The organism is Pseudomonas sp. NFXW11, assembly GCF_049887815.1.
Classification (GTDB): Bacteria; Pseudomonadota; Gammaproteobacteria; order Pseudomonadales; family Pseudomonadaceae; genus Aquipseudomonas.
On the sequence record NZ_JAGEKI010000020.1, the window covers coordinates 42,860 to 69,793 of the forward strand.

At 63.1% G+C, this 26,934-nt stretch carries 22 protein-coding genes and 2 tRNA genes; 19 read left to right on the plus strand and 5 right to left on the minus strand.

Annotated elements, in window-relative coordinates; translation table 11 throughout:
* Positions 1 to 49 precede the first annotated feature (49 nt).
* The 8 genes from J4P02_RS25505 (at position 50) to ychF (ending at position 6,962) form a co-directional block, all read left to right on the plus strand.
* Entirely contained in the window at positions 50 to 1,774 is a 1,725-nt protein-coding gene (locus J4P02_RS25505; RefSeq protein WP_426195528.1) for a tetratricopeptide repeat protein, read from the plus strand.
* A 4-nt stretch (positions 1,775 to 1,778) separates the two neighbouring features.
* A complete protein-coding gene (gene lolB, locus J4P02_RS25510) occupies positions 1,779 to 2,396 on the plus strand; it encodes a lipoprotein insertase outer membrane protein LolB (protein ID WP_426195530.1) in 618 nt (205 codons plus the stop codon).
* Position 2,397: 1 nt separating this feature from the next.
* The gene (gene ispE / locus J4P02_RS25515) at positions 2,398 to 3,249 is read left to right on the plus strand and encodes a 4-(cytidine 5'-diphospho)-2-C-methyl-D-erythritol kinase (RefSeq protein WP_426195532.1); all 852 of its coding nucleotides are present in this window, start codon (positions 2,398 to 2,400) and stop codon (positions 3,247 to 3,249) included.
* Between the two features lie 37 nt (positions 3,250 to 3,286).
* A tRNA-Gln gene (locus J4P02_RS25520) sits at positions 3,287 to 3,361 on the plus strand.
* Positions 3,362 to 3,408: 47 nt separating this feature from the next.
* Positions 3,409 to 4,350, plus strand: a complete 942-nt coding sequence (locus J4P02_RS25525; protein WP_003171603.1) for a ribose-phosphate pyrophosphokinase — start codon at positions 3,409 to 3,411, stop codon at positions 4,348 to 4,350.
* A gap of 139 nt (positions 4,351 to 4,489) precedes the next feature.
* Positions 4,490 to 5,086 (plus strand): 50S ribosomal protein L25/general stress protein Ctc, encoded by a 597-nt coding sequence (locus J4P02_RS25530; protein ID WP_426195534.1) that lies wholly within the window; start codon positions 4,490 to 4,492, stop codon positions 5,084 to 5,086.
* A gap of 168 nt (positions 5,087 to 5,254) precedes the next feature.
* The gene (gene pth / locus J4P02_RS25535; protein ID WP_426195536.1) at positions 5,255 to 5,839 is read left to right on the plus strand and encodes an aminoacyl-tRNA hydrolase; all 585 of its coding nucleotides are present in this window, start codon (positions 5,255 to 5,257) and stop codon (positions 5,837 to 5,839) included.
* A 22-nt stretch (positions 5,840 to 5,861) separates the two neighbouring features.
* Entirely contained in the window at positions 5,862 to 6,962 is a 1,101-nt protein-coding gene (gene ychF / locus J4P02_RS25540) for a redox-regulated ATPase YchF (protein ID WP_426195538.1), read from the plus strand.
* 57 nt (positions 6,963 to 7,019) lie between these two features.
* Here the strand turns inward: ychF and J4P02_RS25545 are convergent, their stop codons facing one another.
* Both J4P02_RS25545 and pobA read right to left on the minus strand, forming a co-directional pair.
* Positions 7,020 to 9,074 carry a TonB-dependent receptor domain-containing protein gene (locus J4P02_RS25545; RefSeq protein WP_426195540.1) on the minus strand — a complete coding sequence of 685 codons (2,055 nt, stop codon included), beginning with the start codon at positions 9,072 to 9,074 and terminating at the stop codon, positions 7,020 to 7,022.
* Between the two features lie 132 nt (positions 9,075 to 9,206).
* Positions 9,207 to 10,394: a 4-hydroxybenzoate 3-monooxygenase gene (gene pobA, locus J4P02_RS25550; protein ID WP_426195542.1), complete on the minus strand. Its 1,188-nt coding sequence runs from the start codon at positions 10,392 to 10,394 to the stop codon at positions 9,207 to 9,209.
* Positions 10,395 to 10,585: 191 nt separating this feature from the next.
* Between pobA and J4P02_RS25555 the strand changes: the two genes are divergently transcribed.
* Positions 10,586 to 11,476: a helix-turn-helix domain-containing protein gene (locus J4P02_RS25555; protein WP_426195544.1), complete on the plus strand. Its 891-nt coding sequence runs from the start codon at positions 10,586 to 10,588 to the stop codon at positions 11,474 to 11,476.
* Between the two features lie 117 nt (positions 11,477 to 11,593).
* Here J4P02_RS25555 and J4P02_RS25560 read toward each other — a convergent pair whose 3' ends face one another.
* Complete coding sequence (locus J4P02_RS25560) at positions 11,594 to 12,811, minus strand: MFS transporter (protein WP_426195546.1); 1,218 nt, start codon at positions 12,809 to 12,811, stop codon at positions 11,594 to 11,596.
* Positions 12,812 to 13,135: 324 nt separating this feature from the next.
* Between J4P02_RS25560 and J4P02_RS25565 the strand changes: the two genes are divergently transcribed.
* Positions 13,136 to 15,193 (plus strand): methyl-accepting chemotaxis protein, encoded by a 2,058-nt coding sequence (locus J4P02_RS25565; protein WP_426195548.1) that lies wholly within the window; start codon positions 13,136 to 13,138, stop codon positions 15,191 to 15,193.
* 13 nt (positions 15,194 to 15,206) lie between these two features.
* On the opposite strand, the gene J4P02_RS25570 is transcribed toward J4P02_RS25565, so the two are convergent.
* A complete protein-coding gene (locus J4P02_RS25570) occupies positions 15,207 to 16,112 on the minus strand; it encodes a LysR substrate-binding domain-containing protein (protein ID WP_426195550.1) in 906 nt (301 codons plus the stop codon).
* Positions 16,113 to 16,338: 226 nt separating this feature from the next.
* Between J4P02_RS25570 and J4P02_RS25575 the strand changes: the two genes are divergently transcribed.
* The 7 genes from J4P02_RS25575 to J4P02_RS25605 all read left to right on the plus strand — a co-directional run bounded on the left by J4P02_RS25575 (position 16,339) and on the right by J4P02_RS25605 (position 22,959).
* The gene (locus J4P02_RS25575) at positions 16,339 to 17,457 is read left to right on the plus strand and encodes an ABC transporter ATP-binding protein (RefSeq protein ID WP_426195552.1); all 1,119 of its coding nucleotides are present in this window, start codon (positions 16,339 to 16,341) and stop codon (positions 17,455 to 17,457) included.
* Between the two features lie 15 nt (positions 17,458 to 17,472).
* Positions 17,473 to 18,393, plus strand: a complete 921-nt coding sequence (locus tag J4P02_RS25580; protein WP_426195554.1) for an ABC transporter permease — start codon at positions 17,473 to 17,475, stop codon at positions 18,391 to 18,393.
* A complete protein-coding gene (locus J4P02_RS25585) occupies positions 18,393 to 19,199 on the plus strand; it encodes an ABC transporter permease (protein WP_426195675.1) in 807 nt (268 codons plus the stop codon). Before J4P02_RS25580 ends, J4P02_RS25585 begins: the two co-directional genes overlap by 1 nt.
* A 27-nt stretch (positions 19,200 to 19,226) precedes the next feature.
* The gene (locus tag J4P02_RS25590) at positions 19,227 to 20,261 is read left to right on the plus strand and encodes an extracellular solute-binding protein (RefSeq protein WP_426195556.1); all 1,035 of its coding nucleotides are present in this window, start codon (positions 19,227 to 19,229) and stop codon (positions 20,259 to 20,261) included.
* A gap of 60 nt (positions 20,262 to 20,321) precedes the next feature.
* Positions 20,322 to 21,782, plus strand: coding sequence for an amidase (locus J4P02_RS25595; protein ID WP_426195558.1), 1,461 nt, complete (start codon positions 20,322 to 20,324; stop codon positions 21,780 to 21,782).
* A gap of 80 nt (positions 21,783 to 21,862) precedes the next feature.
* Positions 21,863 to 21,939: transfer RNA gene (locus tag J4P02_RS25600), tRNA-Met, on the plus strand.
* 180 nt (positions 21,940 to 22,119) lie between these two features.
* Positions 22,120 to 22,959, plus strand: a complete 840-nt coding sequence (locus J4P02_RS25605; RefSeq protein ID WP_426195560.1) for a 5'-nucleotidase, lipoprotein e(P4) family — start codon at positions 22,120 to 22,122, stop codon at positions 22,957 to 22,959.
* A gap of 95 nt (positions 22,960 to 23,054) precedes the next feature.
* On the opposite strand, the gene J4P02_RS25610 is transcribed toward J4P02_RS25605, so the two are convergent.
* The gene (locus tag J4P02_RS25610) at positions 23,055 to 24,047 is read right to left on the minus strand and encodes a cytochrome-c peroxidase (protein WP_426195563.1); all 993 of its coding nucleotides are present in this window, start codon (positions 24,045 to 24,047) and stop codon (positions 23,055 to 23,057) included.
* Between the two features lie 213 nt (positions 24,048 to 24,260).
* Here J4P02_RS25610 and ggt point away from each other — a divergent pair, with 213 nt between their 5' ends.
* Both ggt and J4P02_RS25620 read left to right on the plus strand, forming a co-directional pair.
* A complete protein-coding gene (gene ggt / locus J4P02_RS25615) occupies positions 24,261 to 26,096 on the plus strand; it encodes a gamma-glutamyltransferase (RefSeq protein ID WP_426195564.1) in 1,836 nt (611 codons plus the stop codon).
* 154 nt (positions 26,097 to 26,250) lie between these two features.
* On the plus strand, positions 26,251 to 26,745 hold the full coding sequence (locus J4P02_RS25620) for a GNAT family N-acetyltransferase (RefSeq protein ID WP_426195566.1): 495 nt from the start codon (positions 26,251 to 26,253) through the stop codon (positions 26,743 to 26,745).
* Positions 26,746 to 26,934 lie beyond the last annotated feature (189 nt).

Genomic DNA, 26,934 nt, shown 5'->3' on the forward strand with positions numbered 1-26,934 from the left:
AAGCTTGTGTCATGATGCTCCGACCGCAGGTTAGTCGCCCTCTTCCTATATGAATAGATCCTCCGCGTTGCTCCTTGCCTTTGTCTTCCTCAGTGGCTGCCAGTCATGGGCACCCACTTCGTCGGACGCCACCGCGCCGGTGGAAGACAGCACCCCCGCCCCTGAAAAGCCCAAGGTCTATTCCTCGTTCAGCGAAGACACCGTCTTCAGCCTGTTGAGTGCGGAGCTGGCCGGGCAACGCAATCGTTTCGACATTGCCCTGGACAACTACGTGACCCAGGCCATCAACACCCAGGACCCGGGGATTTCCGAGCGCGCCTTCCGCATCGCCGAATACCTGGGCGCCGACCAGGCAGCCCTGGACACGTCGCTGATCTGGGCCAAGAACGCGCCGGACGATCTCGAGGCGCAACGCGCTGCCGCGATCCAGCTGGCGCGCTCCGGGCGCTATGACGACTCCATGGTCTATATGGAGAAGGTTCTACAGGGCAAGGGCGATACCCATTTCGATTTTCTCGCGCTGTCGGCCGCCGATACCGATCAGGACACCCGCAACGGCCTGATGAAAAGCTTCGACCGGCTGCTGCAGAAACACCCGCACAACAGCCAGCTGATCTTCGGCAAGGCCCTGCTGATGCAGCAGGATGGTGACGCCAAGGAAGCCCTGAGCCTGCTTGAGCAGAACCCGCCGGATGAGGGTGAAGTGGCGCCGCTGCTGCTGCGTGCGCGCCTGCTGCAAAGCCTGAACCGCGGCAAGGAAGCCCTGCCATTGCTGGAAAAGAGCATTCGCAAGTACCCGGACGACAAGCGCCTGCGCCTGACCTACGCGCGCATGCTGGTGGAACAGGACCGCATGGAAGACGCCAAGAGCCAGTTCTCCAGCCTGGTCCAGCAGTACCCGGAAGATGACGAACTGCGCTATTCCCTGGCCCTGGTGTGCCTGGAAGCCAAGGCCTGGGACGAGGCCAAGGGCTACCTGGAAGACCTGATCGCCCGGGAAAGCCATGAAGATTCCGCGCACCTGAACCTGGGCCGGATCGCCGAGGAACTCAACGACCCACAAGGCGCGCTAATCGAATATGCCCAGGTCGGCCCGGGCAACGACTACCTGCCGGCGCAACTGCGCCAGGCCGATATCCTGATGAACAACGGGCGCACCGACGAGGCGCAGAAACGCCTGGTGGCGGCCCGCGACAGCCAGCCTGACTACGCTATCCAGCTGTACCTGATCGAAGTCGAGACCCTCTCGGCGAACAACCAGGGCGAGCGCGCCTGGAAAGTCATCCAGCAAGCCCTGGTGCAGTACCCCGACGATGTGAACCTGCTCTACACCCGGGCCATGCAGGCGGAAAAACGCAATGACCTGGCGCAGTTGGAAAAAGACTTGCGCCTGATCATTCAGCGCGAGCCGGACAACGCCATGGCCCTCAACGCCCTGGGCTACACCTTGTCGGATCGCACCACGCGCTATGCCGAAGCCAAGACCCTGATCGAGCAGGCCCACCAACTGACCCCGGATGATCCCGCCGTACTGGACAGCCTGGGCTGGGTGAATTTCCGCCTGGGCAACCTGGACGAGGCCGAACGCCTGCTGCGCCAAGCCCTGGAGCGCTTCCCCGACCAGGAAGTGGCAGCGCACCTGGGCGAAGTGCTGTGGAACAACGGCAAGCAGCGCGAAGCCCGGCAGATCTGGAGCAAATTCCTCAAGGATCAGCCCGACAGCCCCGTGCTGCGCGGCACCATCAAACGCCTGACCGGATCAGAGACTCTTTAAGACCATGTTTTTGCGCCACCTTATCGTTTTCAGCTTTATCGCCCTGCTGGCCGGTTGTGCCGGTTTCGGTGCCCGTGAGTCGGTCCAGGGCCAGGGCAACCCTGCGCAATGGCGCCTGCACAAGGATCAACTGACCAGCCTCGACGGATGGCAGATCAACGGCAAGATCGGCATCCGCGCCCCCAAGGATTCCGGCAGTGGCACCCTGTTCTGGCTGCAACGCCAGGATTACTACGACATCCGCCTGTCTGGCCCGCTGGGTCGCGGCGCCGCCCGCCTCACCGGCCGCCCTGGCCAGGTCAGCCTGGAAGTGGCCAACCAGGGCCGCTATGAAGCCGCCAGCCCGGAAACCCTGCTGGAAGAACAGCTGGGCTGGAAATTGCCGGTCTCGCACTTGGCCTGGTGGGTTCGCGGCTTGCCGGCGCCCGGCAGCAAGAGCCGCCTGACCCTGGACGGCGACAGCCATCTGGCAAGCCTGGAACAGGACGGCTGGCAAGTGGAATACAGCGGCTACTCCCAGCAGAACGGCTACTGGCTGCCCGAGCGCATCAAGCTGCACGGCAGCGACCTTGACGTCACCCTGGTGATCAAGGAATGGCAACCGCGCAAGCTGGGGCAGTGACATGACAGTGGAAAAACTGACCCTGCCCTCGCCGGCCAAGCTCAACCTGATGCTGCATATCCTCGGTCGCCGCGCCGACGGTTACCACGAGCTGCAGACCCTGTTCCAGTTTCTCGACTACGGCGACGAAATCACTTTTGCCCTACGCGATGATGGCGTGATTCAACTGCACACCGTGTTCGAAGGCGTGCCCCACGACAGCAACCTGATCGTCAAGGCGGCCAGAAAACTCCAGGAACAGTCCGGTTGCACCCACGGCATCGACATCTGGATCGACAAGATCCTGCCCATGGGTGGCGGCATCGGCGGCGGCAGTTCCAATGCCGCGACCACCCTGCTGGGCCTCAACCATCTCTGGCAACTGGGCTGGGACGAGGACCGACTGGCCGCACTGGGGCTGACCCTGGGCGCCGACGTTCCGGTTTTCGTCCGCGGACATGCCGCATTCGCCGAAGGTGTGGGGGAAAAACTCACCCCTGAACACCCGGAAGAACCCTGGTACCTGGTACTGGTGCCGCAAGTCTCTGTAAGTACGGCAGAAATTTTTTCCGACCCACTGTTGACACGTAACACGCCGCCCATTAAAGTGCGCCCCGTTCCCAAGGGAAACAGCAGAAACGACTGCCTTCCGGTAGTCGCAAGGCGTTATCCAGAAGTACGTAACGCATTGAATTTGTTAGGTAAATTTACCGAAGCAAAACTGACTGGAACTGGAAGTTGTGTGTTTGGGGGCTTCCCAAGCAAAGCTGAAGCTGATAAAGTCTCGGCCCTTCTTACAGAGACCCTTACAGGGTTTGTAGCCAAAGGAAGCAACGTTTCGATGTTGCATCGCAAGCTGCAAAGTCTGCTCTAAAAGGAACCGAGTGCCAGGCACTCGAAGCAACAGATACAGGGGCGTCGCCAAGCGGTAAGGCAGCAGGTTTTGATCCTGCCATGCGTTGGTTCGAATCCAGCCGCCCCTGCCATTTTCCTATACTCATCCAGGTATACCCTCAGCCTTCAGGTACTGCGCGTGTCCAAGATGATGGTCTTTACGGGGAACGCTAACCCCGATCTGGCTCGGCGTGTCGTACGTCAGCTGCATATCCCTCTCGGTGACATCTCTGTTGGAAAATTTTCCGACGGCGAAATTACTGCCGAGATCAATGAAAACGTTCGCGGTAAAGACGTCTTCATTATTCAGCCGACTTGCGCTCCGACCAACGATAACCTGATGGAACTCGTCGTGATGGCTGATGCCTTCCGTCGTTCCTCGGCGACTCGTATCACTGCTGTTATTCCTTATTTTGGTTATGCCCGTCAGGATCGCCGTCCGCGTTCCGCACGTGTGGCTATCAGCGCGAAAGTCGTGGCTGACATGCTCACCGTAGTCGGCATCGACCGTGTACTCACGGTTGACCTGCATGCTGACCAGATTCAGGGTTTCTTCGATATTCCGGTAGATAACATCTACGGCTCCCCGGTTCTGGTGGATGACATCGAAGACCAGCGTTTCGAAAACCTGATGATCGTGTCCCCGGACATTGGCGGCGTCGTGCGTGCACGGGCCGTGGCCAAGTCCCTGGGCGTGGATCTGGGGATCATCGACAAGCGTCGTGAGAAAGCCAATCACTCCGAAGTGATGCATATCATCGGCGACGTCGAAGGACGCACCTGCATTCTGGTCGACGACATGGTCGATACCGCCGGCACCCTGTGCCACGCGGCCAAGGCCCTGAAAGAGCATGGCGCAGCCAAGGTCTTTGCCTACTGCACACACCCTGTGCTGTCGGGCCGGGCCATCGAGAACATTGAAAATTCCGTGCTGGACGAGCTGGTGGTGACCAACACCATCCCGCTGTCCGCCGCAGCACAAGCCTGTGCGCGTATCCGTCAACTGGATATCGCCCCGGTAGTTGCCGAAGCGGTTCGCCGTATCAGCAACGAAGAATCGATCAGCGCGATGTTCCGCTAAGGGTCAGTCCCTGGCAGAACCTCTCGTTGACGAAAAGCGCCCCGTCCCAACCTGTGTTGGGACGGGGCTTTTTTGCCCATATCGTCTTTAGCGCTGGTCGCAAACGCTAGGGCGAGTGTGGTTATTTTGGAGATACACAATGAACGATTTTACTCTGAATGCTGAACAGCGTTCCGACCTGGGGAAAGGTGCGAGCCGCCGCCTGCGTCGTCTCGCTAGCCTGGTTCCAGCAGTTGTTTACGGTGGCGACAAAGCCCCTGAATCCATCAGCATGCTGGCCAAAGAAATCGCCAAGCTGCTGGAAAACGAAGCTGCCTACAGCCACATCATCGAGCTGAACGTCGGTGGCACCAAGCAGAACGTCGTGATCAAGGCCCTGCAACGTCACCCAGCCAAAGGCCACGTGCTGCACGCTGACTTCGTTCGCGTAGTTGCCGGCCAGAAACTGACCGCCATCGTTCCAGTGCACTTCGTCAACGAAGCAGCTCCTGTGAAGAAAGGCGGCGAGATCTCCCACGTAGTGTCGGAAATCGAAGTTTCCTGCCTGCCAAAAGATCTGCCTGAGTTCATCGAAGTCGACCTGGCTGACGCTGAAATCGGCACCATCGTTCACCTGTCGAACATCAAGGCCCCTAAAGGCGTTGAGTTCGTCGCTCTGGCACACGGCAACGACCTGGCAGTAGCCAACGTCCACGCTCCACGTGTTGCTCCAGAAGCTGAAGGCGCTGCAGAGTAATTTCACTCTCGGCGGGAGTTGAGCGGAACACATCGCGGACTGGAACGTAGCGAGAAAGCGGGCGAGAACGCGAAGTTAGCCGCAAGGCAACCGAGTTTTTGTCGTCCCCTTTCGCCGTAGCACCGGTTGCGGCGATGTCATCCACCACTCCACAGAAGGGCCCCTATCGTGACTGCCATCAAACTGATCGTTGGCCTGGGTAATCCAGGCACCGAATACGAACAGACCCGGCATAACGCAGGGGCCCTTTTTGTTGAGCGCGTCGCCGACAAGCAAGGCGTCAGCCTGGTCGCCGACCGCAAGTATTTCGGCCTGACCGGGCGCTTCAGTCACCAGGGTCAGGACATTCGTCTGTTGATTCCCACCACCTACATGAACCGCAGCGGCCAGGCCGTGGCGGCACTTGCCGGTTTCTTCCGGATCAAGCCCGAAGAAATCCTGGTGGCTCACGACGAACTCGACCTGCCACCAGGCGTCGCCAAGCTCAAGACCGGCGGCGGCCATGGCGGGCACAACGGGCTGCGCGACATCATCGCCCAGCTCGGCAATCAGAATACCTTTCACCGCCTGCGGCTCGGCATCGGCCACCCGGGCGTTGCCAGTATGGTTTCAAATTTTGTCCTGGGTCGTGCGCCACGCGCCGAACAGGAAAAGCTCGATGCCAGCATCGATTTTGCCCTCGGCGTGCTGCCGGATATCTTCGCCGGTGAATGGAACCGGGCGATGAAAAACCTGCACAGCCAGAAGGCCTGACTCTTATCCGAGGGGAAATACCATGGGATTCAATTGCGGCATCGTCGGCCTGCCTAACGTCGGCAAGTCCACCCTGTTCAACGCCCTGACCAAATCCGGGATCGCGGCCGAGAACTTCCCCTTCTGCACCATCGAGCCCAACAGCGGCATCGTGCCGATGCCGGACCCACGACTGGACGCACTGGCAGCCATCGTCAATCCGAAGCGCATCCTGCCGACCACCATGGAGTTCGTCGACATCGCCGGCCTGGTAGCCGGTGCCTCGAAAGGTGAAGGCCTGGGCAACAAGTTCCTCGCCAACATCCGCGAGACCGATGCCATCGCCCACGTGGTGCGCTGCTTCGAAGACGAGAACGTGATCCACGTTTCCAACAGCGTCGACCCCAAGCGCGACATCGAGATCATCGACCTGGAACTGATCTTCGCCGACCTCGACAGCTGCGAGAAGCAACTGCAGAAAGTCGCTCGCAACGCCAAGGGTGGTGACAAGGACGCCGTCGTTCAGAAAGCCCTGTTGGAGCAACTGATCGCTCACTTCACCGAAGGCAAGCCTGCACGCAGCCTGATGAAGAACATGAGCACCGACGAGAAAGCCGTGATCAAGGGCTTCCACCTGCTGACCACCAAGCCGGTGATGTACATCGCCAACGTTGCCGAAGACGGCTTCGACAACAACCCGCACCTCGACGTGGTCATGGCCATTGCCGAAGAAGAAGGCGCGGTGGTTGTTCCGGTCTGCAACAAGATCGAAGCGGAGATCGCCGAGCTCGACGACGGTGAAGAGAAAGACATGTTCCTCGAGGCCCTGGGCCTGGAAGAGCCTGGCCTGAACCGCGTGATCCGCGCTGGCTACGAAATGCTTCACCTGCAGACCTACTTCACCGCCGGTGTCGAAGAAGTCCGCGCCTGGACCGTCCGCGTCGGTGCCACCGCACCACAAGCCGCCGGCGTGATCCACACCGATTTCGAGAAAGGCTTTATCCGCGCCGAAGTGATCGCCTACAACGACTTCATCCAGTTCAAGGGTGAAGCCGGTGCCAAGGAAGCCGGCAAATGGCGCCTGGAAGGCAAGGAATACATCGTCAAGGATGGCGACGTGATGCACTTCCGCTTCAACGTCTGATGCCCCTCAGCCCCATTGCCTGGCAATGGGGCTGATGCCCCGCTTTATCCAGCGACCTCAGAAGTAAGTGGTCGCCCCCGCGAAGAACGCCCGTCCGGGCACATAGAAGTTGGTCGAACCGTCCCGCAGGTCCTTGTCCATCAGGTTCTGCACGCCGCCATTCAAGGTCAGCCACTTGGTCAGCGCCAGGTTCGCGGTCAGGTCGTAGGTGGTGTACGACTGCACGAAATCATTGCCGAGCCCCCGCTGCTTGCCCACATGCTGCGCCGATAGCTCGGTGCTCACTCGGTCGTTGATCTGCCAGTCCAGGGCGCTGAACGCCGACAGCTTGGGCGAGCTGATCAAGTCTTCGCCGGTGGACAGGTTCCTGCTCTCCAGCATGTAGGTGGCGTTGGTGCGCCAGCTCAGGGAGTCCCCCAGCGGAACCCGAGCGGTGCCTTCCCAGCCACGGGTGCGGGCCTTGTCGACGTTTTCCAGCATGGTCCACCAACGGCCCTGATACTGGCCCAGCGGACCGTATTCGATCTTGTCGGTGAAGTCGGTGTGGAAGTAGGTCAAGCCGGCCTCCCAGCCATCATGTTCGAAGGACAGCCCCAGCTCCTTGTTGGTACTGATTTCCGGCGCCAGGTTCGGATTGCCGGCCATCCAGCAACTGCCGCTGGTGTAGCCCAATGGCTTCAGCGAACCACAGCCCCGGCCACCGGATTCAGTCGCCGCCCCAGCGCTGCCTTCTTTCAAGCTCGGCGCCCGAAAGCCCTTGGACACGCCACCGCGTACGGTCCAGTCCGGGTGCGGGTGGTAGACCACATAAGCCCGCGGGCTGTTGTGATTGCCGTACTTGTCGCTGTGGTCGAAACGGTTGCCCAGGGTCAGGGACAGGTTGTCCAGCAGGAACAGTTCATCCTCGATAAAGGCCGCCGAGTAGTCCCCTTTCAAGGTCGAACCACTGACCGGCGCCCCCTGGTAATCCACTGGCACGGTGCCCAGGGTGTCGGTATTGGTCAGCTCCTCGCGCTTCCATTGCCCGCCCACCGTCACCCGCTGATCCAGCAATAATTCGAAGGGCATATTGAGGCTGCCCTCGACGATTTTCTCCTCGGAGTTGGCCTTGCCCCAGTCGATATCGTTGCGGTACTTGTTCAGGTAGGCATCGAGTTTCGAGGTACCGAAACCCCAGTCGCCGGTGTGGGAAAGAATGTAGCTGTCGCGAGTCAGGCGACTGGGGCCAAAGGCTCCCCCTACGGTGTCGCCCCAGTCGCCAAAGGTCTTCTTCGACGACCAGGAACGCTGTACCCCATGCACCGCCTCGAACGACAGACTCTGCTGGTCATTGATCTGCCAGTCGAGCAAGGCGTTCATGCTCTGGTCCTTGGAACCGCCGGCACCGTCGCTGTAGATGAACTCGCCCTGGGCATCACGCCGTGCCTCCACCTCGTCCGCTGCCCTCCGAGTCACGTTGGCCCCCAGGCGCAACCCCAGGGACTCCGTCAGCGGGCCCGCCAGGTTGGCGCTGTACTGGGTGGTCTGGCCGCGATCGGAATCCTTGGGCACGGTGGTGTTGGTGCTGGCCGAACCGCTCCAGGTCCGCGAAACCTTGCGGGTGATGATATTGATCACCCCGCCCATGGCATCCGAACCATAGAGCGACGACATCGGCCCACGCACGATCTCGATGCGCTCGATCATGTTCGGCGAGATCCAGTTCAGGTCCTGGCGCGCCAGGTCACGGCGATAGCTCAGGTCGCCGGAACTGCCGACCCGTTTGCCGTCCACCAGAATCAGCGTGTACTTGTCGTCCAGCCCCCGCAGCTTGATCTTCGACTGCTCGCCCACCGGGCCGAAACCGCCGGTCACCCCCGGCACCCGACGCAACAGGGTGCCCAGGTCGTAGACCGGCTGGCGCTCGATTTCCTCGCGGGTGATGACGCTGACACTGGCCGGCGCATCCTTGAGATCGGTGGCGCCACCGCTGGCCGTGACGAACGAAGTATCCAGTTCCAGTGGCGCAGGCGCGACGCCCTCGTCGGCCTCGTTGGCGTGCAGCGCCGGGGCAGCAAGGCTGACACCGGCGCTCAGCAACAGGGTATGGAACAGGCAGGAGCTGACTTTCATTGGCACACGATCCTTGTCGTTTCAATGCACCCTTAAGGTGCACTAAGGGAGAGAGGGATCGGAGTGTAATGCTAATGAATATCATTTAGAAACAGAATTGTGACAAATCAGATACCTCCGCCCTGCCCCGGCTCAATCAAGCTCCTCATAAGGCAGGCCCACATAGTTCTCGGCGATATTCACCAGCCCTGCGTGGGAATTGAGGAAATACTCGCGATCGGCCTGCTGCATCTTCTGCGCCCAGGCGTCCTGATGCTCGCCAAAGTCGTGCAGCAGGTTGGTCATGAACCAGCTGAAACGCTCGCCCTTCCACACCCGCCGCAAGGCCAGCTCGGAGTACTTTTCCAGCAGGTCGACGCGCCCTTCCCGGTAGACCCTGAGCAGAATGCGGTACAGGTAGCACACGTCGGATGCCGCCAGGTTCAGGCCCTTGGCGCCAGTGGGCGGCACTATGTGGGCAGCATCGCCCACCAGGAACAGCTTGCCGTGCTGCATCGGCTCCACCACATAGCTGCGCAGCGGGGCGATGCTTTTCTCCAGCGCCGGGCCGGTCACCAGGTCCGCCGCCACCTCCTGCGGCAGGCGCTTGCGCAATTCATTCCAGAAGCGTTCATCGGACCAGTCCTCGACCCGATCGCCGAGCGGCACTTGCAGGTAGTAGCGGCTGCGGGTCAGGGAACGCTGGCTGCACAGCGCGAAACCGCGCTCGTGCTGGGCATAGATCAGTTCATGGTTGAGCGGCGGGGTATCGGCCAACAGCCCCAACCAGCCAAAGGGATACTCGCGTTCGTAGTGGGTCAGCAGTTCCTGGGGAATGCTCTGGCGCGCCACCCCATGAAAACCGTCGCAGCCGGCGATGTAGTCGCAGTCGACCCGCTGCACCTGGCCATCCTTCTCGAAAGTGATATAGGGCTGTGCGCCCTGCAGGTCGTGGGGTTGCACCTTGTCCGCCGAATAGATGATCGGCGCCCCGCAAGCCTCGCGGGCCTGCATCAGGTCGCGGGTGACTTCGGTCTGGCCATAGACCATCACCGTCTTGCCGCCGGTCAGGGCCTTGAGGTCGATGCGCACGCGCTTGCCGTCCACCAGCAACTCCACCCCCTCGTGAACCAGGCCCTCGGCGTCCATGCGCCGGGCCACGCCGGCCTCGCGCAGCAGGTCCACCGTACCCTGCTCCAGCACCCCGGCGCGGATGCGGCCGAGCACGTAGTCCGGGGTCTGGCGTTCAAGGATAAGCGTGTCGATACCGGCCTGATGCAGCAGCTGGCCCAGCAGCAAGCCGGAAGGTCCGGCACCGATGATCGCAACCTGAGTCTTCATTGTTGTTGCCTCACTAGGGCATTCCAGTCACGCCATAGGCGCCGGCTGGAATTTATGGTTATTGTTGTACCCCTGCATTTTTGCTGAGAAAAATCCGCGAAAATGGTGATTAACCGGCCAAAAAATGCACTTTTGCAAATAGCGTTCGATTATCGAGCACTCCAGCCCCTCAGTCAGAAAGGTCGCTTGCCATGAAGGCCAGCCTCTCCGGCATTCCAGTATTCAAGCTCTACGGCGAAAACCAGGCCTGGCCGGCACTGGATCTGCTGCACTGCGAATCCATCCCCAAACGCAGCAGCCTGCACCACTGGGAGATCAAGCCGCACCGCCATGCCGACCTCTACCAGCTGCTGTATGTGCAGCGTGGGCAGGCGCTGCTGGAGGTCGAAGGCAGTCGCCAGGAAGTGCGTGAGGCGGCGATCCAGGTGGTGCCGCCGTTGATGGTCCACGGCTTCCGGTTTTCCGAGAACATCGAGGGTTATGTACTGACCCTGGGCGCCGCGCTGGTGGCTCAGCTGGAAACCCAGCTGGGCGCCCCCCTGGCCGTGCTCGCCGCCCCCGGCTGCTACAAGGTGGGCCGTGACCGGCACAGCCTCAACACACTGTTCAAGGCATTGCTGGATGAATACGAAGGCAGCGCCTCGGCCCGGGAGCTGCTGCTGCATTCCCTGGTCAATGTGCTGCTGGTGTGGATCGCCCGCCGTGGCCAGCAGCCTGTGGTGCCTGGCACCCGCAGCGAGCGCAAGCAGCAGTTGCTGGGGCACTTCATCAAGTTGGTGGAGCAGCATTATCAGGAGCATCCCACGGTGGAAGCCCTGGCCCACCGCATTGGCCTGTCCAGCGTGCACCTCAATACCCTGTGCCGCGAACTGGCCGGGCAGAGCGCGCTGCAGATCATCCACCAGCGCCTGATGCTGGAAGCCAGGCGCGCGCTGATCTACACCAACATCAGCATCAGCCAGCTCTCGGATAACCTGGGTTTCAGCGACCCCACCTACTTCTCGCGCTTCTTCAAGCGCCTGAGCGGCCAGTCGCCCCATGCCTTCCGCCAGGACGCCGGGCACAGGCGCCAGGGCAGCTGAAGCACACGCAAAAAAACGAGGCCTAGTAAGGACAGCACTGTAGGTGTGGCGAGGGAGCTTGCTCCCGCGGGGCCGGCAGTGCCCCGGGGGTTTTATCGCTGCCCCCGCCTCAAGCCATCAGGCTTTCCGAGTGCGCGGCAGAAGGATTGCCAGCACCCCGAACAGCGGCAGGAACGAGCACAGGAAGTACACCTGCTCGATGCCGTGGATGTCCGCCAGGCGCCCCAGCAGCGCCGCGCCGATCCCGCCAAAACCGAACATCAGGCCGAAGAACACCCCGGCGATCATGCCGACATTGCCCGGCACCAGCTCCTGGGCGTAGACCACGATGGCGGAGAACGCCGAGGCCAGGATAAAGCCGATCACCACGCTCAAGACGCTGGTCCAGAACAGGTCCACGTGAGGCAGCAGCAAGGTGAACGGCGCCACCCCGAGGATCGAGAACCAGATCACTGCCTTGCGCCCGATCCGGTCGCCAATGGGCCCGCCGAAGAAGGTCCCCGCCGCCACCGCGCCGAGGAAGAGGAACAGGTGCAGCTGTGAGCTGGCCATCGACAGGTCGAACTTCTCCATCAGGTAGAAAGTGAAGTAGCTGGTGAAGCTGGCCATGTAGAAATACTTGGAGAACACCAGCAGCCCCAACACCACCAGGGCACTGATCACCCGATTTCTCGACAGGCCGTGGGTCGCCGCCTGGCCCTGCTTGAGCTGGTGCAGGCGCAGGTGGTTGGCGTACCAGCGACTGATGGCGTACAGCAGCACCAGGGCAAACAGTGCGAACAGGCCGAACCAGGCCACATTGCCCTGGCCGAAGGGAATGATGATCGCCGCCGCCAGCAAGGGGCCGAACGCGGTGCCGGCGTTGCCGCCGACCTGGAAGCTCGACTGCGCCAGGCCATAGCGCCCACCGGAAGCCAGCCGCGCCACCCGCGAGGCCTCTGGGTGGAAGGTCGAGGAACCAATGCCGATCAGCGCCGCCGCCAGCAGGATCAGGGCAAAACTGCCGGCCTGGGACATCATCAAAATGCCTACCAGGGTGCAGATCATCCCCGCCGGCAGCAGGAACGGCTGGGGCCGTCGATCGGTGTAGTAACCCACCCAGGGCTGCAACAGCGACGCGGTGAGCTGGAAAGTCAGGGTAATCAGGCCGACCTGGGTGAAGCTCAGGCCGTAGTTGTCCTTGAGCATCGGGTAGATCGCCGGCAACACCGCCTGGATCAGGTCGTTGATCAGGTGTGCCAAGGCCACCGCGCCAATGATCTGCAAGACCAGGGGACTGCTTTGCGAAGCCTTGGAAGCCGTCGTTGCGACGCTCGGGGAATTGCTGCTAGCCATAGGATTTTCCGTACAACGGGTGGGTGCACAGGTGCAGGTGCGCCAATGTGCCATTTTTAGGTGCGCTCGCGCCATCCCATTAGCTAGCTAACGACTTACCCAGCCGACTAGTAGCCCATCGCCATGGTCTGATTCTTGCTCTCCCAGGCACACCAACCCGGCGCCCTTACCCAGGGCGCCGAAAATGGGAAGTAACGCTACAGCACCGGCTCGATCCTGGTGCCTTGAGCACACTTTCCGCAGCCTTTTAACAAGGACACAGAGTCCGGGCCCGCCGCCCGGCTGCACGCCCAAGGTGCGTGGTGTTCTGAGGAGCAGTCGGGCATGCATCTATTTCTGGCACCGGGCATCAGCCTGTTGGGACGTTTTGGTTTCGCCCGCAAATTCCAGCTGCTGTTTCTGCTGTTTATCCTGCCGCTGCTGGGCAGCCTGTGGATCATTGGCCAGGACTACCGCGACAAGCTCGGCCTGATGGCCACCGAACGCTCCGGGGTGGAGCAATTGCAGGCCCTGGATGCCTTGGACAACCTGCTGGCAGCCCAGCGTGATCGCGCGGCCCGTTGGCGCGCCACCGAGACCAACCGGCAACCGACCCCGGCCACCCTGGCCGCAGTGGCGGCGTTCGACAAAGTGCAGCCCGGCCTGCTCCAGGCCTACAGCGAACTGGGCGCGGCCCTGCACCAGGCCGGCGCCCAGGGCGAAACCCTCAGCCGTTACCAGGCACTGCAACAGGCCCTGGAAGGCCTGGATTCCAAGAGCCTGGCCAGCGTCGGCTGGTGGCCGGACGGCTACGAGCGCTTCACCTCCGCCCTCGGCGCAGTGCAGGCGCTGCGCGAGCAGATCGCCATGGACAACCGTCTGACCCTCGCCCCCTGGCTGGAAACCTACCTGCTGACGCAGATCTCCACCCAGCAGGCGCCGGACCTGATCGAGCGGGTCGGGCGCCTGGCCGCCGTTGGCCAGGCCTCGGTGGTCTCGGGCCAATTCAGCCTGCAAAGCCGCCTGCAACTGCGCGACCTGCGCAGCCGCATCGGCGATGCCCGGGAGCAGTTGAGCAAGACCGGCAGCCTGCTTGAAAGTCGCCTGCCCAGCGAGCTGCAAGGCTGGGCCGGGCACTATCACGACAGCCTGAAGCAGCTCGACGCACAGCTCAAAGTGCTGGATGACGGCCTGTTCGGCGGCAGCATCAGCCTCAAGCCGGAGCAATTCGAGCAGGGCCTGGACGCCCTGCTGGCCAACCTCGCGAGTATGCGCCAGGCCTCCCTGGCGGCGCTGGACTCGCGCCTCGAGCACTACCAGGGTGCCGCCCTGGGCCAGTTCATCCTGGTGGCCAGCGTGCTGGGCTGCCTGGTGCTGGCGGCGTTGTACCTGTTTATCTGCCTGCAAGCCTCGATCCGCCGCAGCGCCAGCGGCATCACCCTGCTGGCCGAGGCCCTGCGTGATGGCAACCTGTGCCTGCAAGTGCCGGTGCAGGGCCGCGACGAACTGGCCGCGATCAGCACCGCGCTGAATGTCGCGGTGCTGCAATTGCGCAGCAGCCTGCAGGGCGTGGACCACGAAACCCTGCAGCTGGGCGACGCGGTGCGCAGCCTCAATGACCACTCCAGTGGCGCCCTGGGCGAGGTCGAGGCGCAGCAGCAACAGATCAGCCAGATCGCCGCGGCGGCCACCCAACTGGCCGCCACCTCCCAAGGGGTGGCGCACAGCTGTGAACAAGCCTCTGGCAGTGCCCAGCAAACCCGGCGCATCGCCAGCGACAGCAGCCGTGACAGCCAGCGCACCACCGCCAGTATCCAGCAGCTCAATCAGCGCCTGAACGACACCGCCGCCGCCCTGGCCCGGGTCAGCGAGCAGGGGCAGCAGATCCAGTTGGTGGTGGACACCATTCGCGGGGTGGCCGAGCAAACCAACCTGCTGGCGCTCAACGCCGCCATCGAGGCCGCCCGCGCCGGGGAACAGGGCCGCGGCTTTGCCGTGGTGGCCGATGAAGTGCGCAGCCTGTCGCAGCGCACCCAGTCGTCCACGGCGCAAATCGCCGCCACCGTGGACAGCCTGCGCAGCACCGTGAACGAAGCGGTGAGCCTGATGGAGGCCGCGTGCGGCCAGGCCCAGAGCGATGCCCAGTCGGTCACCGGGCTGGGCCAGCGGCTGGTGGAAATCGCCGATGCAGTGCAGGGGGTCAGCGACACCCTGGCGCAGATCGCCACCGCCGTGGAAGAACAGGCCAGCACCGCCGATGAAGTCAGCAGCAATATCCAGCAAGTGGACCAAGCGGCGCTGCGTCTATTGGATGGCGCGCGGGCGGTGAACCTGGCGGCGGACAGCCTGAGCCAGGGCAGCCGTGCCTTGAGCGCCAACACCGGGCGCTTCCAATTGGCCTGAACAGCCTGCGCACTCAGGGCTCCAGCCGAGCCTCGGGGAAATCCACCTCGAGCTCGGCCTTGAGCCACTGGATAAACCACTGCACATCCTCCGACCAATCCTGGTCCGGGGTCAGCACCCTGTAGCTTTCCAGCTTCACCTGGTCCTCCAGCACCCGCACCAGGGTGCCGTCCTTGAGCTCTTCGCGCACCAGCACTTCATTGGCCAGGGCGATGCCGCCACCGCTCTCGGCCACCGACAGCGCATGGTCGTTGTTCACGTAGATCAGGTCGGAGGTGAGCTGGATATCCAGGCCGTTGGCGGCAAACCACAGGTTCCACCATTCACCGTCATCGAAGTGGATCAGCTCATGCCGGGCCAGGTCTTGCGGCCCCTTGATCGGCTCGATGGCGGCCAGGTAGGCCGGGGTGCAAATGGGAAACACCCGGGGACAGATCAGGCTGACCCGGGACTGGGGGTACTGCCCATCGAGGCCATAGGCGATGCCCAGGTCGCAGCTCTTGGCATCCACTTCGGTAAAGGTCGAATTGGGCTCGATGGCGAACTTCAAACCCGGGCGCAAATGCCGCAGGGCCTCCAGGCGCGGGGTCAGCCAACGCTTGGCGAACCCCGGCACCACCATGATCCGCAGCCAGCGTTCGGCGGCCTTGGGCTGTACCTCGCGCCCGGCCTCGACGATCAAGCGCAAGGCGGCGGCGATCTTGCGGTGGTACTGGCCCCCGGCCGGGGTCAGGGTCACCCCACGGGAGGTGCGCTCGAACAGCTGCACGCCGAGCCAGTCCTCCAGCAGCTTCACATGGCGGCCGATGGCCGGTTGGGTCACGTGCAGCGCCCTGGAGGCCTCGACATAGCTGCCCAGGCGGGCCGCGGCATCAAAAGCCCGCAGCGCATTGAGCGGTGGCAAACGCTGTTCGGCCATGGTTCTGCACGCCCCCTGCTATTAAATTTTTTAACAGCTGGTATGTTAAAATTGATGTTTTCGCCCCGCAACCCCTCACTGATAATCAGCCTCGGCACACATATAAAAAGCCCGCGCAAAGCCCCGGAAAACGGGCGTTGCAGACACCGAACAGATCTCGATCCTGCCCAAGAAAAACAATATCCATGGCCTGCACGACAGCTCATGGGGGAATCGGAGGTAAGGCATGAATGCCCTGCATGCGCTGCAAACCCTGGCGGTGTCCATCCGCTCGGTGCGCAAGGTCTACGGCGATCCACACAGCGGCCCGGTGGCCCTGAAGCACATCGACCTGGATATCCACGACAACGAATTCTTCACCTTGCTCGGCCCCTCCGGCTGCGGCAAGACCACCCTCTTGCGGATGATCGCCGGCTTCGAGTTCCCGACCCAGGGCGAGATCCTCCTCTACGGCCAGAACATCGCCGAGCGCCCGCCCTTCGAGCGGCCGGTGAACACGGTGTTCCAGCACTACGCACTGTTCCCCCACATGACCCTGGCGGAAAACCTGGCCTTCGGCCTGGAGTCCCGACCCATGGGCCAGGTGCTCAGCAAGGCGCAGATCGCCGAGCGAGTGCGGGAAATGCTGGCCCTGGTGCAGATGGAGCGCTTTGCCGGACGCAAGCCCAACCAGTTGTCCGGCGGCCAGCAGCAGCGCATCGCCCTGGCCAGGGCCCTGGCGCCCCACCCCAAGGTCCTGCTGCTGGACGAGCCGCTGTCGGCCCTCGACCTCAAGCTGCGCCAGGCCATGCGCGAGGAACTCAAGGCGATCCAGGCCAAGACCGGCATCACCTTTATCTTCGTCACCCATGACCAGGAAGAAGCCCTGACCCTGTCCGACCGCATCGCCGTGCTCTCCGAAGGCGAAGTGCAGCAAGTGGGCCGCCCAGAGGAAATCTACGAGCAACCGCGCAACCGCTTCGTCGCCGACTTCATTGGTGAAACCAACTTCATCGCGGCCACCGTCAGCCGGGTCGAAGCCGGCCTGGCCTGGTTCAGCGGGCCGGCCGGGCAGAGCCTGCCGGCCCAGCCATGCAACAGCGTGCAGGTGGGCCAGCAGGTCACCCTGTCGCTGCGCCCGGAGCGCCTGCACCTGCGCCGCGAGGCGGTGGATGGCGCCCTGGCTTGCCGCATCGAGGCGCTGATCTACCTGGGCACCGACCTGCAATACCAGGTCAGCCTCAGCGACGGCAGCCGCCTTACCGTGCGCACGCCCAACAGCGTCGAGCAGCACCCGCGCCTGAGTGTGGGCAGCAGCGCCGGCCTGGTATTCGAACGCGGCAGCGCCAGCGTCCTGCTGGATTGAACACGAGGATTCGCCATGCACGCCTCATCGATTTCCCAGCAACAGGAACGGCGCAAGGCCCTGCGCAGCTTGCTTGGGGTCAGCCCGGCGCTGATCGCCATCGGCCTGTTTTTGATCGTGCCGATCCTGATTGTGATTGCCTATTCGCTGATGGAAGCCAACCCCTACGGCGGGGTGAACCGGGTGTTCAGCAGCGACGCCTACAGCTCCCTGCTGTTCGAACGGCAACTGGACGACAGCCTGGCCTTCGCCGACTCCTACCTGCTGATCGCCCTGCGCTCCATCGGCATCGCCGGGCTGACCACCCTGATCACCCTGCTGATCGGTTTCCCGGTGGCGGTGTGGCTGGCCATGCAGCCGGTGCAGCGCCGTGGGCTGCTGATCTTCCTGATCACCGTACCGTTCTGGGCCAACTTGCTGATCCGCACCTACGCCTGGATCCTGCTGCTGCGCAACACCGGGGTGATCAACAACAGCCTGATGGACCTGGGGCTGATCCACGAGCCCCTGCAACTGCTGTACACCGACGGCGCGGTGCTGCTGGGGCTGGTCTACACCTACGCGCCCTTCGTGGTGCTGCCGATCTACGCCACCCTGGAGAAAATGGACATCCGCCTACTGGAAGCCGCCCAGGACCTCTACGCCGGGCGCCTGCGCACCCTGCACAAGGTGGTGCTGCCCATCGCCCGGCCGGGCATCCTCGCCGGCGCCATCCTCACCTTCGTGCCCTGCCTGGGGGCGATGATCGCCCCGGAACTGCTGGGTGGCGGCACGCGGATGATGCTCGGCAACCTGATCTTCCGCCAGTTCAGCGATGCCCGTAACTGGCCCTTCGGCGCGGCCCTGGCGCTGGTACTGATGGCCGCGGTGATGCTGGTGCTGACCCTCTATGCCCTGCGCACCCAGCGCCAGCGGGCCCAACAGGAGCGTGCATGATGATCAGCCTATTCAAGCGCAACGGCCTCGGCGTGCAGGACTTTCCCGGCTTCGGCAGCTTCAGCTTCTTGTTCTACCTGTACCTCTATGCGCCGATCCTGGTGCTGGTGGTGTTCTCCTTCAACGCCAACCAGTCGGCCACGGTGTGGAGCGGCTTCAGCCTCGACTGGTACCGCGCGGCCTTCGCCAACCAGGCCCTGCGCCAGGCGGCGGGCAACAGCCTGCTGATCGCCGTGTGCGCCAGCATGGCGGCCACCGCCATCGCCACCCTGGCGGCCCTGGGCACCTCGCGAGGGGCGAAATTCAAGGGCCTGCAACTGTCCATGGGCGCCATCATGCTGCCCCTGGTGCTGCCGGAAATCGTCGTTGGCGTGGCCACCCTGGCACTGTTCTCGACCCTGGGCCTGTCCCTGGGCTACGGCAACCTGATCATCGCCCACACGGTGTTCTGCATCCCCTTCGTCTACCTGCCGATCCGTGCCCGTCTCAACGACATGGACCTGTCCCTGGAGCATGCCGCGGCGGACCTGTATGCCGGCCCCTGGCGGACCTTCCACAAGGTCACCCTGCCGCTGCTGATGCCGGGCATCGTCTCTGGGTTGATGCTGGCCTTTATCGTCTCCCTGGATAACTTCGTGATCTCGATGATGGTGTCCCAGGCCGGCACTACCACCCTGCCGATCTTTATCTTCGGCCTGTTGCGCATGGGCGTGACACCCGACGTCAACGCCGTGTCGACGCTGATCCTCGGCGTCTCGGTGCTGTTCGTCAGCCTCTCTTACCTGCTGAGCAAGAAACACGCTTGAACCTTCCACTGACTTTGGGGAAATGCCATGAGCAAGTTGATCGCAAGTCTGGGTACCACGCTGCTGCTGAGCCTGCCATTGGCCGTACAGGCCGCCGAGAAACTCAACGTGGTCAGCTGGAGCGGCTACTTTTCGCCGGAGATCCTCGCCAAGTTCCAGAAACAGACCGGTATCGAGGTCACGGTGGATTCCTACGACTCCAACGAGACCCTGCTGGCCAAGCTGAAACAGGGCGGCAGCGGTTATGACGTGGCGATCCCGTCGCACCAGTTCATCCCGATCCTGATCAAGGAACAGCTGCTGGAGCGTTTCGACCCGGTGCAGGAGCCCTACTACAGCAGCATCGTCGACAACCTCAAGCAGCCCACCTGGGACCCGCAAGGCGCCTACTCGGTGCCCTTTATCTGGGGCACCACCAGCGTGGTGCTCGACACGGCCCGCTACCAGGGCCCCACCGACAGCTACCGGGTGCTCTATGAGCCGCCAAAAGAGCTGCAGGGGCGAATCAACATGTTCGACTCGGCGGGCGAAGTGATCGATATGGCCAGCCTCTACCTGAATATCCCGTTGTGCAGCGAGGACCCGAAGCAGATGCAGCAGATCCTCACCCTGCTCAAGGCGCAGAAGCCCTTCGTCAAGACCTACAGTTCCAAGGCCGGGGCGATCCGCGAGAACCTGGCGGCCGGGGAAATCGACATGTCGACCTTCTGGGGCGGCTCATCGATGCGCGCCCGGGAAATGAAACCCAGCCTGAAATACCTCTACCCGAAAGAGGGCGTACTGGCCTGGGTAGACAACATGGTCATCCCCAAGGGCAGCAAGAACCCGGCGAATGCCAAGGCCTTCATCGCCTTCCTCAGCCAGCCCGAGAATGCCGCCATGACGCAGAACTTCCTCAAGCACCAGAGCCCGATCAAAGGCGTCGAACCCTTCCTCGATGCGGGCCTGAAGGACGCTCCCGAGTTGCACATTCCCCAGGGCACCCAGGTGGTCTTCAGCCAGACCTGCAGCGAAGGTGCGATCCGCCTTGCCGACCGCCTGTGGACCAACCTGATGCGTTGATCTTCACCGCCCCGCGCTGGATGCCGGGGCGTTTCTCCAGCCGTTTGAAAGGCCCCTGCCATGACCGTCAATCCCCCTAGCGAACTGGTCCTGCTCCAGGCCCATGAACTCGCCGAGCGCATTCGCCTGCGCCAGGTTTCCTGCCGCGAAGTGATGCACAGCTACCTCACCCACATCGAACGCTACAACCCCCTGGTCAATGCCCTGGTCAGCCTGCAACCGGCCGAGGGCCTGCTGGCCCAGGCCGACCAGCGCGACGCCGAACTGGCCCGTGGCGAGTACCGTGGCTGGATGCACGGCCTGCCCCACGCCATCAAGGACCTGTCCCTGACCCGAGGCATCCGCACCACCCTGGGCTCGCCGCTGTACCGGGATTTCATCCCCGCGCGCGACGGCATCATGGTGGAGCGGATCAAGGCCGCCGGGGCCATCATCATCGGCAAGAGCAACACCCCGGAATTCGGCCTCGGCTCGCAGACCTACAACCCGCTGTTCGGCGCCACCGGCTGCGCCTACGACCCAAGCAAGACCGCCGGCGGCAGCAGCGGTGGCGCCGCGGCGGCCCTGGCCCTGCACCTGGTGCCGGTGGCCGACGGCAGCGACATGATGGGTTCGCTGCGCAACCCGGCGGCCTTCAACAATGTCTTCGGCATGCGCCCATCCCAGGGGCGGGTGCCCTTCGACGACAGCAGCGACCTGTTCATCGACCAGCTCGGCTACGAAGGCCCCATGGCCCGCAGCGTGCGCGATGCCGCCCTGCTGCTGTCGGTACAGGCCGGCGGCGATGCCCGGGCGCCGCTGTCCATCGCCGAATCCGGCCAGGGTTTCGCCGCGCCGCTGGAGCGCGACTTCAAGGGCACGCGCCTGGGCTGGCTGGGAGATTTCAACGGCTACCTGCCCATGGCAAAAGGCATTCTCGAACTCTGCGAAAACAGCTTGGCGGATTTTCGCAGCCTGGGTTGCAGCGTCGAACCCGCCCGCCTCGACTTCGCCCCCGAGCGCCTGTGGAGCAGCTGGCGGACCTTGCGCCACTGGATGGTCGCCGGGTCCCTGGGCAGCGCCTATGCCGACCCGCAGAAGCGCTCACAGCTCAAGGCAGAAGCCATCTGGGAAGTGGAGAACGGCCTCAAGCTGTCGGCCAGCCAGGTGTTCGAAGCTTCGGTGATCCGCAGCGACTGGTACCGCGCCATCTCCCGGCTGTTCGAGCGCTTCGACTACCTGCTGCTGCCCAGTGCCCAGGTGTTTCCCTTCGACAAGCACACACCCTGGCCCGCGAGTATCGAAGGCCAGGCCATGGACACTTATCACCGCTGGATGGAGGTGGTGATTCCCGGCACCTTGTCCGGCTGCCCGGTGGCCAGCGTGCAGGCCGGCTTCAGTGCCGACGGCCTGCCCATGGGCCTGCAGATCATCGGCCGGCACCAGGCCGACTTCGCCGTACTGCAACTGGCCCACGCCTACGAACAGGCCAGCCGCTGGTTCCAGCGCTGCCCGTCGCCACTGCTCAAGGAGGGATTTTGATAAACAGTTGATAGCGTAGATATTTTTTTGAAAAAAACGCTTGACGCCTTGGCGTTCCGAGCGAATAATGCGCGCCACTTGGCTACATAGCTCAGTTGGTTAGAGCATAGCATTCATAATGCTGGGGTCCGGGGTTCAAGTCCCTGTGTAGCCACCAAGTACTAAAAACGGCTTACCGCAAGGTAAGCCGTTTTTTTATGCCCGCAGAAAAGTGCCGCAGATTACGCCACATTCAGCCAGCAACGCGACACCTGCATTGAGCCCCCGCCCCGGCTGAGATAGAACACCCGGGCAGTGTTCGTGAGAGCTGCGCACTCCTCACTCTTAGGGCTCGACAATGACAACAAAAACCCACCGTGCTTCACTCGCCCCCTGGCTGTTCTCGCTCCTGGCCATCAGCTGCACGCCAAGCTTCGCCGATCAGGCCGCCACGCCCCCTTCCAACCTGCTGACCGCCGCCGTGGCCTGGCGCCAGACCGCCGCCGAATTCGAGGCGCTGTACTACCAGGGCTTCAACCTTGCGCGCATGCAACTGGACCGCGCCCTGCAAGAGCGCAAGGATGGCGACCGGCCGCTGGCGATCATCAGCGATATCGACGACACGGTGCTCAGCAGCAACAGCTACTGGGGCTACATGATCAACTCGGGGAAAGAATTCTTCGACGACCCGGCCTGGGACCAGTGGGTGGCCGAAAATGGCCCCGTCGCCACGCCGGGGGCCGTGGAATTTTTGACCTACGCCCAGTCCAAGGGGGTCGAGGTGTTCTATGTCACCAGCCGCGACCAGGGCGAAAAGACCTATGAGTACGCCCTGGCCAACCTGCGCCACAGCAAGCTGCCGTTTGCCGATGAACAGCACCTGACGGTGTATCGCGACAGCTCCAACAAGGAGCCGCGGCAGATGGAAATCGCCAAAGACCATAACGTGGTGGTGATGCTCGGAGACAACCTCAACGACTTCAAGCGCAAGTACTACGTAGCGGACGTCGAGCAGCGCAAGAACCTGATGCGCGAGGACAAGGAACAGTTCGGGCGCAAGTTCATCCTCTTCCCCAACCCCACCGACGGCCACTGGCTGAAGGCGATCTTCGGCGACTCCGAACCGCCGGCCACCGCGGAAAACCGCGCCAAGTTCAAGGCCGCGGCCGCAACCGGTGCCTGGCAGAACAAACCCTGACCATGCAGCTCGTGCGCCGCTGACCCGGCCACCGTCCATGGAACTCAACCACCGCCCAAAGGAAAACCGCAGCAGGCTGCGGTTTTCCCCCCTGTTCAGTTGAACGGTTGCGGCAGCGGTGTCTGCGCCGAAGAAGGCGGCAGCATCGGCAGCTTGAAGTCCGGCTGATCGCCGGTCAGGGTTTCAAGGAAGGCCACGATCTGGCCGATTTCCTCATCCCCCAGCTTGCGCCCCAACTGCAGCCGGGCCATCACATCCACCGCTTCCTCCAGCTTCCAGTAGGCACCGTCGTGGAAGTAGGGGTAGGTCAGGGCCACGTTCCTCAGGGTTGGCACCTTGAAGCGCATGCGGTCCGCGTCCTTGCCAGTCAGCCCGGCCACGCCCTGGGCCGGGTTCTGGGTGACATAGGGCTCGACCATGCCCATCTTCTGGAACGAGGTGCCCCCCACCGCCTCGCCGTTGTGGCAGGCCACGCAACCGATGGACTTGAACAGTTGATAGCCCTTGAGGGCGGTTGGGCTGATGGCTGCCTGGTCGCCCTTGAGCCAGCGGTCGAACGGTGCGTTGGGGGTTACCAGGGTGTCCTCGAAGGCGGCAATGGCATTGGTGACATCGTCGAACTTGATCTCCTCGCTGCCATACACCCGCTTGAACGACGCCCGGTACTGAGGAATGGAGCGCAGCACATCCACTGCCAGTTCGTGGGTGAAGCCCATTTCCCCCGGGTTGGCGATAGGCCCGCCAGCCTGCTCCTGGAGCGTGGCCGCGCGGCCATCCCAGTACTGCGCGAAGCTCAAGCCGGAGTTAAGCACGGTGGGCGAGTTGATCGGCCCCTGATGCCAGTTGTGGCCGATGGAAGTGGGCAGGTTGTCGCTGCCGCCCATGCTCAGGTTGTGGCAGGAGTTGCAGGAAATGAATCCGGACTTGGACAGGCGCGGGTCGAAGAACAATTGCTTGCCCAGCTCCACTTTGGCCACATCGGCGATCTTTGCCGGCTGTATCGGCAGGATCGGTTCACTGGGCGTCTCTCCCCGTGCCTCCCCGCCCAGTATCAATCCGAAAATCAGTAACCACTTGCAATGGTTCATGGCGTCCTCTCATCAGGCATTTTAGTTTGTTTCACCCTGTACCCAACGGGCACCTGGCGCCTTGATGCAGATCCATAGGCAGTCGACTGGTTTGTGGGAAAACACTCTGCCAGCCGTACTACTCAACAATGCTCGGGGCCCAACTGCCTGCTCCTCTGCGGTACATTCCCGTCACGGACCATACCCCATTTGCCTGTGAACGGAGCTCAACCCGTGTTTTCGAACCTCCCCCCCCACTCTCGTCGGCTCGCCGCCGTCGGCCTGCTGGCCGTCGCCCTCAGCCTCAGCGCCTGCCATAACCCTCCCGCTTCCACCACCCTGCCCGCCGCACCGGAAATCGCTTCGGGCTACCGCACCGACATGCACACCCGGCATGCCGACAAACATATGGCCGCTGCCGCCAACCCGCTGGCGGCCGAAGCCGGGCGCGACATGCTGCGCCAGGGCGGCTCGGCCATCGACGCGGCGATTGCCATGCAGGCGGTGCTGACCCTGGTGGAACCGCAGTCCTCGGGGATTGGCGGCGGCGCGATGATCGTGCTCTGGGACGGCCAGGCCGTGCGCACCTATGACGGCCGGGAAACCGCGCCGGCCGGTGCCACCGAGAAGCTCTTCCTGCAAGCGGACGGCACGCCCATGAGCTTCCCCCAGGCACAGATCGGCGGGCGTTCAGTGGGCACCCCAGGCGTACTGCGGGCCCTGGAAATGGCGCACCAGAAGCACGGTCGCCTGCCCTGGGCGCAACTCTTCGCGCCGGCGATCCGCCTGGCCGAGCAAGGCTTCGCCATCTCGCCACGGCTGCACACCATGATCAGCGCCGATCCCTTCCTGGCACGCTCGCCGGACATGGCCCAGTACTTCCTGAATGCCGATGGCACGCCGAAAGCCGTGGGCACCTTGTTGAAGAACCCCGCACTGGCCGCGGTGCTCAAACGCATCGCCAAGGAAGGCCCAGACGCCCTCTACAAGGGCCCGGTGGCCGCGGAGATCGTCGCCAAGGTCCAGGGTCATGCCAACCCCGGCAGCCTGTCGCTCAATGATCTGCAAGGCTACCGCGCCAAGGAACGCGCGCCGCTGTGCAGCGACTACAAGCGCTGGCAGGTGTGCGGCATGCCGCCGCCCTCCTCAGGCGGCGTGGCGGTGGCGCAGATCCTCGGCACCCTGCAAGCCCTGGAACAGCGCGATCCGCGCTACGCCCTGGCCAACCTCAAGCCACAAGCAACCAACCGGCCTGCAGGCCTTGAACCGGCGCCGCAAGCGGTGCACCTGATTGCCGAAGCCGAGCGCCTGGCCTATGCCGACCGCGGCCTGTACGTGGCCGACAGCGATTTCGTGCCGGTGCCGGTGGCCGGCCTGATCGCCCCGAACTACCTGGCCCAGCGCGCCGCCCTGATCGGCGAGCGCAGCATGGGCAAGGCCGAGCCGGGCAAGCCCCAGGGCATCCAGGTGGCCTACGCCCCGGACCGTTCGCCGATGCGCATTTCTACCTCGCAAGTGGTGGCGGTGGATGACCAAGGCGGCGCGGTGTCCATGACCACCACGGTGGAGGCGGCCTTTGGTTCGCACCTGATGGTCCAGGGCTTCATGCTCAACAACCAGCTGACCGACTTCTCCTTTGTTCCCGAGGAAAACGGCCAGCCGGTGGCCAACCGCGTCGAACCGGGCAAGCGCCCGCGTTCGTCCATGGCGCCAACCCTGGTGTTCGACCGCGCCAGCGGCGAATTGCTGGCCAGCGTCGGTTCCCCCGGCGGCTCGCAGATCATCGAGTACGTGGCCAAGTCGGTGATCGGCATGCTCGACTGGAACCTCGACCCGCAAGCCGCCGTCGGCCTGCCCAACTTCGGCAGCCGCAACGGCCCCACCGAACTGGAACAGGGCCAGTTCAGCCCGGCGCTGAAACAGGCGCTGCAGGCCAAGGGCCATGCCGTGAACGAGATCGCCATGACCAGCGGCACCCAGGCCATCGTTCGCGTACGCGATGCCCAGGGCAAGGCCTCCTGGGCCGGTGGCGCCGACCCGCGGCGTGAGGGGGAAGCGTTGGGGGATTGAGGTTTATGGAGTGAACACAAGGGCTGGCCGTGAGGCTGGCCCTTTTTTGTGGACCGGGAACACAGGCGCTGTATGCAAGATTTTGCGCCGGTCTGTGTCTGACCTGACCGAGGGATCTGCCCTAGCATCGTCCCTGTCCAGCGAGGAACCGACGATGAACAAGATTGCAGCCGACCTTGATATTCCGGGCCTGAGCCCACGCCGCCTGACACCCCAGGACCTTGAACTGATCTGCCGCCATCGCCAGGCGATGTTTCTCGATGCGGGCAAGGACCTCTCGACCTTGCAGGTGATGACCGAGCACTTTCGCCCCTGGTTGCATGAACGCCTGGAGGACGGTCGCTACTACGGCTTCGCCTTGATGGACACCGAGCAGAGCGTGGCCAGCATCGGCCTGATGAGCATCGACTGGCCGCCCCACCCTTCCCATCCGACCCAGGATCAACGCGGCTACGTGCTCAATGTCTACGTCGAACCGACCTACCGGCGCCGCGGCCTGGCTTCAGCGCTGATGAAACTCGCGGATGCCGAATTCAGCCAGCGCGGGCTGGGCTTTGCCGTGCTGCATGCGACCGAGGCTGGCAAGCCGCTGTATCAGGGGCTGGGTTGGGCGGGGACCAGTGAGATGGCGAAAGTGTTGGCGGGTTGAGTGAGCGGCTGAGTTTCAGGTCATGCAAAAGGTGACATCGGGGGCATGGATCACACGCAAGAAAACGAATGGGCTGACTGGTAATCAGGACTTCTCTCATTGGAGTTGTAACTCCACGTTCTTAATCTTTCTGCAGTCATCTCCTACCACCCAGCTCGCATGCGGAGCCCTGGTTGCGCTGGTGATCTA